Source organism: Aliiroseovarius marinus, from assembly GCF_004360145.1.
Classification (GTDB): domain Bacteria; phylum Pseudomonadota; class Alphaproteobacteria; order Rhodobacterales; family Rhodobacteraceae; genus Aliiroseovarius; species Aliiroseovarius marinus.
Genome location: NZ_ML178712.1, coordinates 311,189 through 327,025 on the forward strand (window position 1 = coordinate 311,189; position 15,837 = coordinate 327,025).

Annotated in this window: 16 protein-coding genes; 6 read left to right on the forward strand and 10 right to left on the reverse strand. The window is 61.6% G+C overall.

From position 1 onward, the window contains the following. Positions 1-103 precede the first annotated feature (103 nt). On the forward strand, positions 104-931 hold the full coding sequence (gene dapD, locus EOL43_RS01660; RefSeq protein WP_133485039.1) for a 2,3,4,5-tetrahydropyridine-2,6-dicarboxylate N-succinyltransferase: 828 nt from the start codon (positions 104-106) through the stop codon (positions 929-931). On the opposite strand, the gene EOL43_RS01665 is transcribed toward dapD, so the two are convergent. Both EOL43_RS01665 and EOL43_RS01670 read right to left on the reverse strand, forming a co-directional pair. Continuing rightward, a complete protein-coding gene (locus tag EOL43_RS01665; RefSeq protein ID WP_133485040.1) occupies positions 909-1,196 on the reverse strand; it encodes a DUF6525 family protein in 288 nt (95 codons plus the stop codon). The two genes, dapD and EOL43_RS01665, sit on opposite strands and share 23 nt — an antisense overlap. Before the next feature lie 94 nt (positions 1,197-1,290). Next, positions 1,291-2,307, reverse strand: a complete 1,017-nt coding sequence (locus EOL43_RS01670; RefSeq protein ID WP_240686425.1) for a transporter substrate-binding domain-containing protein — start codon at positions 2,305-2,307, stop codon at positions 1,291-1,293. Positions 2,308-2,469: 162 nt separating this feature from the next. On the opposite strand from EOL43_RS01670, the gene EOL43_RS01675 reads away from it, so the two are divergent. Together EOL43_RS01675 and EOL43_RS01680 are read left to right on the forward strand one after the other, a co-directional pair. Then, positions 2,470-2,823: a hypothetical protein gene (locus EOL43_RS01675; RefSeq protein ID WP_133485042.1), complete on the forward strand. Its 354-nt coding sequence runs from the start codon at positions 2,470-2,472 to the stop codon at positions 2,821-2,823. Then, entirely contained in the window at positions 2,820-3,449 is a 630-nt protein-coding gene (locus EOL43_RS01680; protein WP_133485043.1) for an HAD hydrolase-like protein, read from the forward strand. The genes EOL43_RS01675 and EOL43_RS01680 overlap by 4 nt, the downstream gene beginning before the upstream one ends. 4 nt (positions 3,450-3,453) lie before the next feature. Here EOL43_RS01680 and EOL43_RS01685 read toward each other — a convergent pair whose 3' ends face one another. Next, positions 3,454-4,026, reverse strand: coding sequence for a hypothetical protein (locus EOL43_RS01685; RefSeq protein WP_133485044.1), 573 nt, complete (start codon positions 4,024-4,026; stop codon positions 3,454-3,456). Positions 4,027-4,191: 165 nt separating this feature from the next. Here EOL43_RS01685 and dapE point away from each other — a divergent pair, with 165 nt between their 5' ends. Genes dapE through EOL43_RS01700 form a run of 3 tightly spaced genes read left to right on the forward strand, consistent with a single transcriptional unit; the run spans position 4,192 to position 8,779 of the window. Then, on the forward strand, positions 4,192-5,349 hold the full coding sequence (gene dapE / locus EOL43_RS01690; RefSeq protein WP_133485045.1) for a succinyl-diaminopimelate desuccinylase: 1,158 nt from the start codon (positions 4,192-4,194) through the stop codon (positions 5,347-5,349). Next, positions 5,346-7,601 carry a ribonuclease R gene (gene rnr, locus EOL43_RS01695; RefSeq protein WP_133485046.1) on the forward strand — a complete coding sequence of 752 codons (2,256 nt, stop codon included), beginning with the start codon at positions 5,346-5,348 and terminating at the stop codon, positions 7,599-7,601. The genes dapE and rnr overlap by 4 nt, the downstream gene beginning before the upstream one ends. Positions 7,602-7,627: 26 nt before the next feature. After that, complete coding sequence (locus tag EOL43_RS01700; RefSeq protein WP_133485047.1) at positions 7,628-8,779, forward strand: lytic murein transglycosylase; 1,152 nt, start codon at positions 7,628-7,630, stop codon at positions 8,777-8,779. Positions 8,780-8,858: 79 nt separating this feature from the next. On the opposite strand, the gene EOL43_RS01705 is transcribed toward EOL43_RS01700, so the two are convergent. The 7 genes from EOL43_RS01705 to gpmI form a co-directional block, all read right to left on the reverse strand. Continuing rightward, positions 8,859-9,806, reverse strand: a complete 948-nt coding sequence (locus tag EOL43_RS01705; protein ID WP_133485048.1) for an MBL fold metallo-hydrolase — start codon at positions 9,804-9,806, stop codon at positions 8,859-8,861. A gap of 127 nt (positions 9,807-9,933) precedes the next feature. Continuing rightward, a complete protein-coding gene (rpe, locus tag EOL43_RS01710) occupies positions 9,934-10,626 on the reverse strand; it encodes a ribulose-phosphate 3-epimerase (protein WP_133485049.1) in 693 nt (230 codons plus the stop codon). A gap of 87 nt (positions 10,627-10,713) precedes the next feature. Then, positions 10,714-11,205 (reverse strand): hypothetical protein, encoded by a 492-nt coding sequence (locus EOL43_RS01715; protein WP_133485050.1) that lies wholly within the window; start codon positions 11,203-11,205, stop codon positions 10,714-10,716. Then, positions 11,205-11,699 (reverse strand): RNA pyrophosphohydrolase, encoded by a 495-nt coding sequence (locus EOL43_RS01720; RefSeq protein WP_133485051.1) that lies wholly within the window; start codon positions 11,697-11,699, stop codon positions 11,205-11,207. Before EOL43_RS01720 ends, EOL43_RS01715 begins: the two co-directional genes overlap by 1 nt. Positions 11,700-11,792: 93 nt before the next feature. Next, positions 11,793-13,127 carry a S41 family peptidase gene (locus tag EOL43_RS01725; protein ID WP_133485052.1) on the reverse strand — a complete coding sequence of 445 codons (1,335 nt, stop codon included), beginning with the start codon at positions 13,125-13,127 and terminating at the stop codon, positions 11,793-11,795. Between the two features lie 4 nt (positions 13,128-13,131). After that, positions 13,132-14,295 (reverse strand): murein hydrolase activator EnvC family protein, encoded by a 1,164-nt coding sequence (locus tag EOL43_RS01730; RefSeq protein WP_133485553.1) that lies wholly within the window; start codon positions 14,293-14,295, stop codon positions 13,132-13,134. Then, a complete protein-coding gene (gene gpmI / locus EOL43_RS01735; protein WP_133485053.1) occupies positions 14,295-15,815 on the reverse strand; it encodes a 2,3-bisphosphoglycerate-independent phosphoglycerate mutase in 1,521 nt (506 codons plus the stop codon). The genes EOL43_RS01730 and gpmI overlap by 1 nt, the downstream gene beginning before the upstream one ends. Positions 15,816-15,837: the final 22 nt, after the last annotated feature.

Consider the following 15,837-nt stretch of genomic DNA (forward strand, 5'->3'; position numbering starts at 1 on the left):
TTGTCGCCGCAGATGAGCGCACCCGGCCCAATCATCGTTGCGAAAAAGGGGCGCGGGCCTTATAGGCCTTGTGGAACATTGACGCGCCTACGGAGATACCGACATGTCGAACGCCCAATTGGAAGCCGCCATCGAAGCCGCCTGGGAGGCGCGCGATACCATCACCCCGTCCACCGGCGGTGAAACCCGTGAAGCCATCGAAGCCACGCTGAACGCGCTGGACAGCGGTAAGCTGCGCGTTGCTGAAAAGCAGGACAGCGGCGACTGGCATGTGAACCAGTGGGCGAAGAAAGCCGTGCTGCTTGGCTTCCGCCTGAAAGACATGGAACAGCAAGATGGCGGCCCGCAGGGTGGTCACTGGTGGGACAAGGTCGACAGCAAGTTCAAAGGCTGGGGCGACGCTGAGTGGACCGAGGCAGGCTTCCGCGCCGTGCCCAACTGTATCGTCCGCAAGTCGGCCTACATCGCCCCCGGCGCGGTTCTGATGCCGAGCTTCGTAAACCTTGGCGCCTATGTTGACGAAGGCACCATGGTCGACACTTGGGCCACCGTTGGCTCGTGTGCTCAGATCGGTAAAAACGTCCACCTGTCGGGCGGCGTTGGCATCGGCGGCGTGCTGGAGCCCATGCAGGCCGGCCCGACCATCATCGAAGACAACTGCTTTATCGGCGCCCGTTCGGAGGTCGTTGAAGGCTGCATCGTGCGCGAAGGCTCGGTTCTGGGCATGGGCGTGTTCATCGGCCAGTCGACCAAGATCGTCGACCGCGAGACCGGCGAAGTGATGTATGGCGAAGTGCCTGCTGGCTCGGTTGTGGTTGCTGGCTCGATGCCCTCGAAGAACGGCATCAACCTGTACTGCGCCGTGATCGTAAAGCGCGTGGACGCCAAAACGCGTTCAAAAACCTCGATCAACGACCTGCTGCGCGATTAATCTCGGGATAGTGGGCGCCCCAGACATTTGGGGCGTCCTTTCGCAAAGACTGCGTTTCAAGGCGCGCCATGTGATGCATGGCGCGCTTTTCACATCCGCCCGCGCGTTTCAATGCATTCCGCCACGCCCGTTTGGCCGAGGGCGCGGACCACGGCAACGCAGCCTCTTGCAGCCAACGCCGCAGGGCCAACGGCAGACCGTCAAATTCCTGCATCGGATTGGCCGCCCGCTTTCGCGCTTTCAGGGAAGATCGCAGATTGGTCATGGGGGATAGGTGTGTGAATTCTGGTTATGTTATTTCATAACGTCCGATGAGTGCAACCTCAAGAGCACACGCGCTTCATGAGCGTTGATCGGCTTTACCGCGGGCCGCCGAACCACTTCTTCGATAGGTCAGAATAGACGCCGGTTTCGATCAGGCGCAGCAGCGCGACGTTGATGTCTTCGCGCAGAGGCGTGCCTGTCGGCAGCGCGATGCCATAGCTTTCGGGGCGGAACACACTATCCAGCACCTCGCCATAGCGCGCGCCTTCATTCTGGGCATAATGGGCCAGAATGGGGCCGTCGAAAATGACGGCGTCCAGCTCGCCCTGCTCAAAGTCGCCCAGCAGCGCGTCCAGCGAGTCATAGCCCGAATAGACCATGCCGCGATCCTCAAGAAAGATCGACGCGGTGGAGCCATCGGTGGTACCGACGCGTTTGCCGTCCAGATCGCTCACCGAGTGGATCGAGCCCGAAATCGCGCTGACCGTGATCGACGCGGTGATATGGGCCACAAAGACCGACACGATAAACAGGCTTGAGATCACAAGGAACGTGCCGAACAGCCGCCCGAAGATGGACCGCGGCATACGCTCTTCAAAGCCGCCATTCACCACCAGATTCAGCGCCCACCAGAAGGCGGGGAACATGGCCTGTTTGGCGTCGCCTTCAAAATAGGGTTGCTTGTCGCGCTCGAAGAACCACATCAGCATCCCGCCGCCCAGCAGCAGCGCAAATGCCGCCAGAATGGCCAGCGCTAGATCAAGGCTGATTAAAGTGGACCAGATGCTGACCCCAGCCTGATCGCGCGGCACCATGATGCGCAGACCGCCATGATAGATCGGCTGCGAGAAATCCATGCGGCTTTCCCGGTCGCGCGTGATCGAGATATTGGCAATCGCCCCATCGACCTGCGCGGTTTCAACCATCTGCAGCATTTGGGGGAAGCTGTCGACGACCTCGAACCCGACGGTCTGCCCCATTTCGGTGGCAATCTCGGTCATCAGATCGATGGCAAAGCCCGTCGGTGCGTCCTCGCCGGACATCGCGAACGGAGGCCTCTCGACCGTTACAAATTCAAGATCAGTTGCCTGAGCATATGACACTGTGGCCATACAGATCGTTGCCAGACACACAGCGGCCAAGTGGCGGAGCCTTTGTGCAATCATCGCGCTTTCCCCAAAACTATACTTCCCACATACCGCGACCGGCGCAACGTGCCAACTGTTAGCGTTTGACACTTGTGCTTTCCGTGGCGTTCTGGCACCCCTTTTTTCATGACCAAGACAACCAAAACCAAGAAGCCTCACAAAGTGTATACACTGCTGGTTGAGGTGGGGCGCAAAGACGATGACGGCCTGCCCGAGGGCGCAACGGGGGCTGCGCTGGTGTGCTATGCCTCCGGCGTGGACGAAGCCGAAGCCGTACGAGAGACCGTCGCCATTCTGAAGCAGGCCGATTTGGCCCCGCTGGATGTCAGCGGATATGGGTCGCTGGATGACCGTCTGGCCGAGGGCCACGACATCCCCGCCGAGGAACGCAAACTGATGGGCCGCGCGTTGGCTGAGAACAGCGTGATCGTCGCCCAGATGACCCCGTTCTTTGATGACGAGAAAAGGCCCCTGCAATGATCTTTTGGGATCTGGATGGCACGCTGACGGATCCCAAGCCGGGCATTACCGACAGCGTGATCAAGGCGCTGCATGATCTTGGCCTGCCTGCGCCAAGCGCAGATGATCTGGAATGGGTGATCGGCCCGGCGCTTTTGTGGAGCTTTGAAAAGCTCGGCGCCCCCGACCCGGACGCCGCGCTCGACGCCTATCGCAAATACTATAATCACGGCGGCGGCATGTATGATTGCACCGTCTATGACGGCATTCTGCCCGTGCTGGACGATCTGTCGACGCGCCACAAGATGAGCATCGCCACCGCGAAACCCCATGCCTATGCCCGCAAGATCACCGCGCATTTCGGGCTGTCCAAACACATGGCGCACGAGTTCGGACCCGAGCTGGACGGCACGCGCAACGACAAGGCCGAGCTTTTGGCCCACGCCCTGACGATCACCGGCGACGACCCTGCGCGCTGCGTGATGATCGGGGACCGGCACTATGACCTGAAGGCCGCCCGCGCCAACAACATGGCGTTCATCGCGGTGGATTGGGGCTATGGCGGGCAGGACGATATGTCCGACGCGGATGCCCACGTGAAAACGCCCGACGAATTGCCGGGCGTCATTGCTTCGCTGATCGGTTAACGCCTTAGGGCGTTACGATCGTGACAAAGCTGTCCGGGATCGACGGATCCTGCATCGCGAACTTGTCCAAGGGAATGATCAGTGTCGCCATGTCGCTACTGTCCGACATCGTGCCATTCGTTTCAACGATCTGACCTTCGATCGTAAAGGTCAGGTTCCGCCCCACCAGCATCTGCTGCATCATCATCAGCATGCCGGGATCCATGCCGCCTTCGGCCACACTCGCCTTCATCTCGGCCAGATCGAAGGAGACGCGCACATTGCCGTCCTCCAGCTTTTCGATCTTGGCGGTCTGGTCGGGGTCCATACCCTCTTCCGCGGCTTCCAACTCAGCGATCATTTCGTCGATCGTGCCGGTCATCTCGGTCGTGCACTGATAGTCGCCATTGTCCAACGTCGTTGCGACACCGTCCTCGCACATGTCCTCGCCGCTCGAGGCCATCATCTGATACCCCTCAGGCCCCATCGTCACCGTGGACGAGACGGTCGCGTTGTCGCCATCGATCTTCAGGGTCAAATCCATGTCAACACAGGCAGCCAGCGGCAAAAGGCATAGAAGGAACAGGAGTTTACGCATGGGGCGCTCCAATCAGGGGTTGCAATATGCAGGCAGGTTAGCGGCCACGTGGCGCAGGGTCCAGCGTGACAGCGCGCATTGGCCCTTCACGGGCGGGGTTTCGCGGGCAAGGGCCGTTTCCACCGGTCGCGGCACCTGTTAAGGGTGGGTGGAATGGAGAATGTGATGACGACGACCCAACCTGCCCCGCTTGATCCCGTGGACCTGACCCAACGACTTGTGCGCTGCGCGTCGGTCACGCCGGACGAAGGCGGAGCTTTGACGCTGCTAGAGGGCATTCTGACCGGCGCGGGCTTTACCTGCACCCGCGTGGATCGCGGCGAGGTGTCGAACCTGTTTGCCCGTTGGGGGTCCAAGAACGCCCGCACGCTGGGTTTCAACGGACACACCGATGTGGTCCCTGTGGGCGATGTCGACGCGTGGAGTGTTGATCCCTTTGGCGCTGAAATCCGTGACGGATACCTGTATGGCCGAGGGGCAACTGACATGAAGTCGGGCGTTGCGGCTTGGGTGGCCGCCGCCGTGGATTTCACCCGCCACGCGCCCGAAGACGCATCATTGGTGATCACCATCACAGGGGACGAGGAAGGCCCGGCCACCGACGGCACCGTCGCCATTCTGGACTGGATGGAAGCAAACGGCGAGAAGATGACCGATTGCGTTGTCGGCGAACCCACCTGCCCCAATGAAATGGGCGAGATGATGAAGATCGGGCGGCGTGGGTCGATGACCGCCTTCTTCACCGCGCGAGGCGTGCAAGGCCATGCGGCCTATCCGCATCGCGCGCTGAACCCCGTGCCCGCGCTGGCCCGCCTGATGGCCGATCTGGCCGCGCATGAACTGGACAAGGGTACCGATCACTTCGATGCCTCGACCTTGGCCGTGACCACCATCGACACCGGCAACCCGGCCACCAACGTGATCCCTGCCGAAAGCCGCGCCACGGTGAACATCCGCTTCAACGATGCCCACAGCTCGGACAGTCTGACCAAGTGGTTGCAGGCCGAAGCCGAGCGCGTCGGCAAAGACACCGGCGTGGATATCGAGATGGTCGTGAAGGTCTCGGGCGAAAGCTTCGTGACGCCTCCGGGCGAGTTGTCCGAACTGATCTCGAATGCCGTGCAGGCCGAAACCGGGCTGGTGCCCGAAGCGTCCACCTCTGGCGGCACCTCGGACGCACGCTTCGTGCAATATCACTGCCCAGTTGTCGAATTTGGCCTTGTCGGCAAAACCATGCATGCGGTGGATGAACGGGTCGAAGTCGCCCTGATCCCGCAGCTAAAATCCATCTACAGCCGCATCATCCAGGATTATTTCGCATGAGCAAACTGCCCACCAAGAAGGCCATTCTGGACTGGATTTCCGAGAACCCGACCCAAACCGCAAAGCGCGACATCGCGCGGGCCTTTGGCATTCGCGGCGCGGCCCGGATCGACCTGAAGCGCATCCTAAAGGAACTCGAGGCCGAGGGGCATCTGCAGAAGCGCAAGAAGACCTATCGCGATGCAGACAAGCTGCCGCCCGTGTCTGTTTTGCGCGTCGAAGGGCCGGACGCGGACGGCGATCTGTTTGCCCACCCGACCGAATGGACCGGCGAAGGTGCCGCGCCCCGCGTGCTTATGGTAGCAAAAGACGGCGACCCCGCGCTGGCGCAAGGCGAACGCATTCTGGCCCGCCTGACCGAGGTGAAAGACGAACATCACGCCTATGAGGGTCGTCTGATCCGACGCATCGGCACCAACCCCCAGCGCATTCTGGGCATCTTCCGCAAGGGCTCGGAAGGCGGGAGGATCGTGCCTATCGACAAGGGCGTCGATAAGGAATGGATCGTTGCCCCCGGCGCGGAAGACGGCGCCAAGGATGGCGAGTTGGTCGAGGCACAGCGCTCGGGCCCCAAAGCGCGTATGGGCCTGCCCCGCGCCCGCATCGTGGCCCGCTTGGGCGATCCGACCGCGCCCAAGGCGGTCAGCCTGATCGCGATCCATCAGCACGGCATCCCCGACGCCTTCCCCGACCGTGTGATCGAAGAAGCCGATGCGCAGAAACCCGCGGGTCTGAAGAACCGCGAGGACCTGCGCCACCTGCCACTGATCACCATCGACCCGGCGGACGCACGCGACCATGACGACGCGGTCTATGCCCATGCTGACGACAACCCGAAGAACCCCGGCGGGCACGTGGTCTGGGTCGCCATTGCTGACGTCGCGCATTACGTGACGCCCGGTTCCGCGCTGGATAACGAGGCGCGCAAGCGCGGCAACTCCAGCTATTTCCCTGACCGCGTGGTGCCGATGCTGCCCGACCGTTTGTCAGGCGATCTGTGCAGTCTGCACGAAGGCGTCCCGCGCGCCTGTCTGGCCGTCCGCATGGTTCTGGACGCGCAGGGCAACAAGAAAAGCCACAGCTTCATTCGCGGGCTGATGCAATCCCATGCGTCCTTGAATTATGCCGAGGTACAGGCCGCCCAAGACGGAGCGCCGAACGAGAAATGCGCGCCGCTAATGGACGACGTCATCGCGCCGCTTTACGCCGCCTACCGTTCGGCCAAACTGGCCCGCGAGGCACGACAGCCGCTGGATCTTGACCTGCCCGAACGCAAGATCGTGCTGGGCGAGGACGGCAAAGTCGCCTCGATCGACTTCGCCGACCGCTTCGACGCGCATAAGCTGATCGAAGAGTTCATGATCCTCGCCAACGTCTCGGCCGCAGAAGAGTTGATGCGCCTGCAGCGCCCGCTTTTGTTTCGTGTGCACGAGGAACCCAGCCCCGAGAAACTGGAAGCGCTGCGCGAGGTCGCACAGGCGTCGGGCTTCACGCTGGCCAAAGGACAGGTTCTGCAAACCCGTCACCTGAACAGCCTGCTGGCACAGGCCGAGGGCAGCGAGTTTGACGAGCTGATCAACATCTCGACCCTACGGTCGATGACGCAGGCCTATTACTTCCCGGAGAACTTCGGGCATTTCGGGCTGTCGCTGCGGTCTTATGCCCACTTCACCTCGCCCATCCGGCGCTATTCCGACCTGATCGTGCACCGCGCTCTGGTGTCCGGCCATGGCTGGGGCGATGACGGGCTGTCGCCGCAGGATATCGCCGGGTTGGAAGACACCGCCAAGCATATCTCGGAAACCGAGCGTCGCTCGATGCTGGCGGAGCGTGACACGACCGACCGCTATCTGGCAGCCTATCTGTCAGAACGCGTTGGGGGCGAATTTACCGGCCGCGTGTCCGGCATCGCGCGGTTCGGGCTATTCGTGAAACTGGACGACAGCGGCGCGGACGGGCTGGTGCCGCTGAGTACGGTCGGCAACGAGTATTTCAACTACAACGCGGACGATCAGACCCTGACGGGTGAACGCTCGAACTTCACCCTAGGACTGGGACAGCGCGTCGTCGTGCGCCTGACCGAGGCGATCCCCACCACCGGCGGGCTGGCACTGGAACTGCTGGAAGTCGAAGGCCGCAAGCTGCCCCGCAGCTCTGCCCGCAAAGGGGGGAAATCTGGGCGCCGAAAACCCATGACCAGCGCCAAGCATAAATCCAAAATAAAGAAGAAGGTGAAACGATCCCGGCGGTAGCGTCGGATGGAAATGTGAGGTCGAATGTGACGGAAACATTTGGGGACGTAGAGAATCGCTTTGATCAGTGGCGCGAGCGCTACATTGAAAAGGCAGCACAATCCGGGGTCTCGGGCGAGACCCTAGAGCGTGCGAAGCCGTATTTGGTGTTGGATCCCGACATTCATGCGCGGCAATCCAATCAAGCTGAATTCGCGCTGAACATCTCTGACTACCTGGATCGTGTCGTCACCCTGCAGCGGGTCAGCAAAGGCCGCGCCACCTTCCGCAATCAGCGACAGATCCTGAACGACATCGCCGAAGCCTACCGCGTGGATCCGCAGGTCATTCTGGCGATCTGGGGGGTCGAGACCGATTATGGCCGCGTGCGGGGCGAACATTCCGTTCTGACCGCATTAGGCAATCTGGCCCATAACGGCCATCGCGCAGATTTCTTTGAAACCGAGCTGACCACCGCCCTATCGATCATCGATGGGGGCCATGTGGAGGCCGATGCGATGCTTGGATCTTGGGCCGGCGCGATGGGGCATGGGCAGTTCATGCCGTCCAGTTTCCTAAGTTTCGCCGTGGATCATGACCGAGACGGCAGGCGTGACATCTGGTCGAACGATCCGACCGACGGGCTGGCCTCGATCGCGAATTATCTTGCCCAGCACGACTGGCATGAAAGCCAGCCTTGGGGGATTGAGGTCCTGTTGCCCGACGGGTTTGATTTCACACAGACCGGTCCCGAACATCGCCTTCCCATTTCCGATTGGAATGGCGTCGGGGTGCGCACGATGGAGGGAACGGCTCTGCCGGATTACGGCGACGCCTCGGTGCTCTGCCCCTCGGGCGCGGCGGGTCCGGCGTTTCTGGTCAACCACAATTTCCATGTGATCCTGACCTATAACCGGGCCGAGGCCTACGGCATTGCCGTCGGGCACCTGTCCGACCGCTTGGCCGGATCTCGGGACAAGATCACCCCTTGCCCCGAAGGCCTGACACCCCTGACGCGCAGCCAGATGGCCGAGCTTCAGGCACGCCTGACGGCCGCCGGGTATGACACGCAAGGGGCAGACGGCTTTACCGGCCCCAATACGCGTGCAGCACTCCGTGCCTATCAAAGCGCGAATGGGCAAGTGCCGGATGGATTTGCGACGCTCGACTTAATGAACGGGCTCATCCAAAGCGCCTGACTCATTGCCGCATTTTCTTGCCAGAAATATCCCGGGGTGAGCGCGCAGCGCGAGGGGCAGAGCCCCTTACCCGCATCGTTTATTCGAATTCCATCTCGGCATAGACCTGACCCGCGTTCTTGGTGGCCAGTTCTTCAAACGTATCGTGGTGTTCGAACGGGGACTGGTCGACGTAATAGGCTTCGTCCAGCGTACCGCCCTCTTCCAACAGTTTGCCAACCTCACCGCGCAGGTGTTTCAGATAGTCGATCGTGTGCGCCTCAACCTGCGCCATGTTGGTCGGGTAACCGTGGCCCGGGATTACATAGGTCGCGCCGATGGGGGCAAAAACGGTCTCCCACGTTTCGATCCAGCAGCTGGTGCAGGTGTCTTCAAAAATGGGCGGGATGCGGTTGTGAAAGGCCATGTCCCCCGCGATCATCAGGCTGTCTTCGGGGATCCAAACCTGAATGTCACCGGGGCTGTGGGCGGGGCCGGAATAAAGCACCTCGATGGTTTTGCCGCCCATCGTGATGACCTCTTTTTCCTCAAAGGTGCGGGTCGGACCCATCGGCTCGGTGCCCTCCCAGTTTTCCTGCGCATAACGCTTCATGCCTTCAAACAGCTGCCCTGCGTATTCTTCAAACTCGTGGGCGGCGTCCACATGGGCCAGCACCTCGACACCCTGATTGATCCAATAGTTGTTGCCCAACATCGCGTGGCCCTGCCCGTTCTCGTTAATCACAAGCTTCACGGGTTGGTCGGTGATGGCTTTGATCTCAGAATGCAGCGCCTCGGCCAGTTTATAGTTCGCGCCCGCATTCACCACGATCACGCCGTCGCCAGTGACGATGAAGGACAAGTTGTTGTTATGACCCACGTTTTCATAGGTGGGCGGCGCGGTCGCACCGATGGCGGACCAGATGTTCGGGATCACCTCGACCGGTTTTTCATACAGGACTGAGTCCGGGTACTGGTCGGCGATGTCTTCGTCCGCCAGCGCGGGCAGGGCAAGACAGGTCAGGATGGCGGTGGTGATGCGAAACATGGGATCCTCCGAAAATCAGCTCCGGATAGATTGTCACATTCGCATGTGTTGTTCTAGCAAAAAGAGAACGTGCCCCGCCGAGGGATTATAGGCCTCCGGCGGGGATATTTCCGACAAGAAAAAGAGGTCAGCCTTGCACGGCGGCAGCAGCGTCGCGCAGGGCGCGGATGTTGTCGCCATAAACCTCGGGCGTATCGACCGAGCCGCCTTTGAACACGGCCGAGCCTGCGACGAAGCAGTCCGCACCAGCCTCGACCAGCGGGCCGATGGTGGTAGGGTCAACGCCGCCGTCCACTTGGATGTGGATGTCGCGATCACCGATCATCTCGCGCACTTGGCGCACTTTCTCGACCGAGGACGGGATGAATTTCTGACCACCAAAGCCTGGGTTCACGCTCATCACCAGCACCATGTCGCAAAGCGGCAGCAGGTGTTCGATCACGGACGCAGGGGTGCCGGGGTTCAGGCTGATGCCCGCCTTGGCACCCGTGGCCTTGATGGCCTGCAGGGTGCGGTGCGGATGGGGGCCGGCTTCGTAATGGGCAACGATCATGTCGGCGCCCGCGTCGGCATAGGCCTGAATATAGGGATCGACGGGGGCGATCATCAGGTGCACGTCCATGAAGGTTTTCACGTGCGGGCGGAAGGCTTTCACGGCGGGCGGGCCAAAGGTCAGGTTCGGCACGAAATGGCCGTCCATCACGTCGACGTGCACCCAGTCGGCACCTTGCGCTTCGATGGCTTGGATTTCCTGACCAAAGTTGGCGAAATCAGCAGAAAGGATCGACGGCGCGATCTTGATGGAACGATCAAAGGACATGGGGGCCTCCGGGCAGCATGGATTTGCCGCCCTTATAGAGGGTTTCGCGCGTTTGCGAAGGGTGAAAGCGCGCCCTGTCCGTTATGGTTAGCGGAAAGGCAATTCCGGGTCACAACGTTCACCCCGAAGGCAGGCGGTGACTTTGGATAGGGTCTCGTCGTCGGGGTCTGGGAAGGCGAAGCCGCCGCATGGGTTGGTTTCCAGCAAATAGCCGTCGCCCACTTTCTTCAGATAGACCAGATAGTCTGCCCCATTGCTCAACCCCGAACACCACGGCCCGTAGCATTGCACGTTGATGTCAATGTCACGCACGAACTGCGCGGTGAACCCGGCGCGGGTCAGGGCTTGGCCGTCGATGCGTCCGGTCAGGAAGTTGTCGGGTTTGACGTCTTCCTGATGGTCCCAGTCCACCTTGGGCAGCTTGCTTTCATCGAAGCGCAGCGTGCCGTGGGCGACCACATAGGCGTCATCCGAATCTGCCGCATCGTTATACGCGGCAATGGCGTTATAGGGCCGGCACGAAAGGGCCGAAGCGGCAGTGGGCACCGCCATCACAATCGCCAATAACAAAGCACGCATTACAGATACTCCTGAAATCCTTCCATCACCTTGGCATAGATTTCGCGTTTGAAGGGCACGATATTGTCGACGACCTCGTTTGTGGCCATCCATTGCCAACGGCTGAATTCGGGATGGTCGGTTTCGATGTTCACCTGTGCGTCGTCGCCGTGGAACCGCAGAAGGAACCAGCGCTGTTTCTGGCCGCGATATCGTCCCTTCCAGATCTTCGGCACGATGTCATGGGGCAGGTCATAGGGCAGCCAGTCGGGCAGCTCGGCCTCGATCGTCACAAGGTCTGCGGTGATGCCGGTTTCTTCCCACAGCTCGCGCAGGGCGGCGTCGCGGGGGTCTTCGCCGTCATCCACCCCACCCTGAGGCATCTGCCACGCGGTCTGCGTGCCCAGCTTGGGTGCGTCCAGACGTTGGCCGACAAACGCCTTGCCGTCGGCGTTCAGGATCATGATGCCCACGCAGGGACGATAGGGAAGTTTTAGGATCTCTTCGGGGGTCATCGGGGCCTCGTCTTTTTCGCGACCCTAACGGGCAGCGCGCCAAAGGAAAAGGGCCACCCGAGAGGGCGGCCCTTGATGTTCATATGACAGGGATTATTCGGTTCCCTTGATCGCCGACAGGCCCTTGATCAGATCGACCGCGTAGGACAGTTGGAAGTCCTCGTCGCGCAGCTTGGCGGCCTCTTCGGCGGCTTCGCGTTCTTCTTCGATCTGGCGGCGTTCGTCATCGGACAGGCTGTCGTTGTTCAGGCTGCCGCGCAGATCGGCTTCGCTGCGCTGACGGCCGTTATCCTGATCCTCATCCTCGCTTTCGGGCTGACGCGGCGGTTGTTCCACCACGATGTCGGGCGACACGCCCAGCGCCTGGATCGAGCGGCCCGACGGCGTGTAGTAGCGCGCGGTGGTCAGGCGCATGGCACCTTCGGACGCCACCGGCATCACCGTCTGGACCGAGCCCTTGCCGAAGCTTTTCGTGCCAACGACGATGGCGCGGCGGTGATCTTGCAGGGCGCCAGCCACAATCTCGGACGCCGAGGCCGAGCCGCCATTGATCAGCACCACGATCGGTTTACCCTCGGCCAGATCGCCGTCTTGCGCGTTCACACGCTCGCTTTCTTCCGGGTTGCGACCGCGGGTCGACACGATCTCGCCACTGTTCAGGAAAGCGTCGGACACGGCGATGGCTTGGGTCAGCAGACCGCCGGGGTTGTTGCGCAGATCCAGCACGACGCCTTCGACGTTCTCAAATCCGCCCAGCGCTTCGACCTCGCGGGCCAGACCGTCGGCCATGTTGGGATAGGTCTGGTCGTTGAAGGTGGTGACGCGCAGCACAACCGTATTGCCGACGGTGCGGGCGGTGGCGGCGGTCAGCTTGATCGTGTCGCGGATGATCGAGACGTCGAACGGTTCATCCACGCCTTCACGCACGACGGTGATGATGATTTCCGACCCGACCGGACCGCGCAGCTTGTTCACCGCCTCGTCCAGCGTCAGACCCAGCAGGCTTTCGCCATCCACATGGGTGATATAATCGCCGGTCTCCATCCCCGCGTCATCGGCAGGGGTGCCATCCATCGGCGAGACCACGCGCACGAAGCCCTCTTCCTGCGTCACTTCGATGCCCAGACCGCCGAACGACCCACGGGTCTGCACGCGCATATCGGCGGCGTCCTTGGGCGACAGATAGCTGGAGTGCGGATCAAGCGAGGACAGCATACCGTCGATGGCAGCCTCGATCAGATCGCCGGGTTCGACCTCTTCCACATACTGCGCGCGGATGCGTTCGAAAATATCGCCAAACAGGTCAAGCTGCTCGTATACCGAAGCGTTTTCGCTGGCGTCCTGCGCGACCAGGGGGCCGGCAACCTGTGTGGTCAGAATGGCGCCTGCCAAGGTTCCGCCCAGCGCGGCCATCACGAGTTTTTTCATTCCATCATTCCTTGCCTGCCGCGAACCAAGTCGTGGGATCCACGGGCTTTCCGTCATATCTTAGCTCTATATAAAGCGTTTCCGAGCGTTCTGCGCCAGTTCCTTCCTCCGCAGCGATCAAAAACGCTTGATCATCGCCTGAACTGGCCGCCGGATCGGCCCCGCCCATCAGCCCAACAGGCGCACCTTGGGCCAGCACTTCGCCAACGTCTCCGTACAGCTGCCCCAGCCCGGCCAGCACCAGAAGGTAACCGTCACCGGGCTCCAGAATGGCGACGTTACCATAGTCCAAGAGCGGGCCAAGATAGCGGATCGTGGCGGGCCACGGGGTTGTGACAATCGACAAGGGGCGCGTGGCGACAATCAGGCCGGGGCGCTGAATGCCCGCCGCATCACGTTCACCGTAGCCGCGCAGCACGCGGCCCAGAACCGGCATGGCGAGCCGCCCGCGCGCCGATGCGAAATCAGGCAGCGCCGTCGCGCTGGCAGTGGCTTTCGGGTCGGACATCAGCCCTTGGGCGAAGCTGGCTAATGTGTCCGCGCTTTCCACAAGGGTTTTCATCCTTGCCTCGTCCGCAACAAAACGGCGGGGCAGTTCGGTGCGGCGGGCGAGCGCAAGGCTCAGTTCAAATCGCGCTTCCTGCACGCCGGTCAGGCCGGTTTGCAGCGTGTCCACCGCGTTCTCCTGCAACGCGCGCAGGGTGCGTTGTTCTTCCAAACGGGCGCGCAGATCTTCTGCCTGTGCTTGTAGGGCCGGCGTCACCTCGGACAGGATCATGCCAGATCGCGCGGTGCCAAGGGGGCCAGACGGGTGGATCAACAGCGCAGGTTCGGGCGCTTTTCCGATGGTTTGTAGCACGCCCAAAAGCTGGCCCAGACGGTCGCGCTCGGCTTCGAACGCCGCTTCCAGCGCCGCTTCGCGCAGATTGATGCGGCGTAGCCCGTCGCGCAGGGCTGACAGGCCTTCCTCATACGCTTGCACGGTTTGGGTCAGGGCCGCGATGCGATCCCCGGATTTCTCAGCGTCTTGCAGGGCTTGGGTGGCGACCTCAAGCTGAACCATCGCCGCGCGGGCGGTCAGGGTCGGATCGGATTGCGCCGCCAACGGCCCGGCCGCGCAGGCCAAGGCAAGGCCCGCCAGAAGGGGCTGGAGGGCGCGGCGCAAGATCACGAACGGATCAGGCTTTCGCCGGTCATTTCGGCCGGTTGCTCAAGCCCCATCAACTCCAGAACCGTGGGGGCCAGATCGGCCAGACGCCCATGCGACAGCGAGATCCCATCAGGGCCGCCCATCAGAACCACGGGCACCAAATTGGTGGTGTGCGCAGTGTGAGGTCCGTTCGTGGCGTCATCCCACATGGTCTCGCAGTTGCCGTGGTCTGCGGTGACGATCATCGCGCCGCCGACCTCTTCCAAAGCAGCAATCACCTGCCCCAAACCGTCATCGACAGCTTCACAAGCCGCGATGGCCGCGTCGAGGTCCCCGGTATGGCCGACCATGTCGGGGTTGGCGAAATTGGTGACAATCAGGTCAAAACCGTCACGGATCGCCTGCACGAAATGCTCGGTCACGTCGGGGGCCGACATCTCGGGCTGCAGATCATAGGTCGCGACCTTGGGTGACGCGGCCATATAGCGGGTCTCGCCCTCGACCGGGTCTTCCTTGCCGCCATTCAGGAAGAAGGTGACATGCGGATATTTCTCGGTCTCGGCGGTGTGGAACTGGGTTTTGCCGTGCTTGGCGACCCATTCGGCCAGCGTGTTCACGATGTCGCGCTTGGGGAAGCAGGTGGTCATATAGGCGTTATGAGCGTCGGAATACTCGACCATGCCCAGCAGAGCGGACAAGGTCGGGCGGGTGCCCACGTCGAATTCATCAAATCCCGGCTCACCAATGGCGCGCAGGATCTCGCGGGCACGGTCGGCGCGGAAGTTGATGAAGAAAAGGCCATCGCCATCTTGCAGACCGGCATGTTCGTCAATGATCACCGGGCGGATGAATTCATCCGTGGTTTCGTTGTTGTAGGCCGAGGAAATCGCCGCATCGACCGAACTGAAGATCTTCCCCGTGCCATGCGTGATCGCATCATAGGCCAGCGAGACACGCTCCCACCGATTGTCGCGGTCCATCGCGAAATAGCGGCCCGAGAGGGTCACGATCCGCGCGCCGTCGGGCAGGTCTGCCTGAAACGCAGCCAGCTGTTCGCGGGCGGATTGCGGGGCCACGTCGCGCCCGTCGGTGATGGCGTGAATGGCGACCGCCAGACCAGCCTCGGTCAGTGCTTTCGCGGCTGCGACGAGGTGATCCTGATGCGAGTGCACACCGCCGGGGCTGACAAGGCCCGCGATATGGGCAGTGCCGCCTGCGGCTTTCACTTTGGCGGCGAAATCCAGAAGGGCGTCGTTCTTAAAGAAGCTGCCATCCTCGATCGCCAGATCAATTTGACCCAGATCCATCGCCACCACGCGGCCTGCGCCGATATTGGTGTGGCCGACCTCGGAATTGCCCATCTGGCCGGTGGGCAGGCCCACATCGGGGCCGTGGGTGATCAAGGTGTTCGACGGACAGGTCGCCATGAGCCGATCAAAATTAGGCGTCTTCGCCAACGCGGGCGCGTTGAAAGCGGTCTCCTCGCGCAGGCCCCATCCATCCAGAATGCACAAAACAACGGGTTTCGGGGTAGTCATGGCAAGGTCCTCTGTCTGCTCG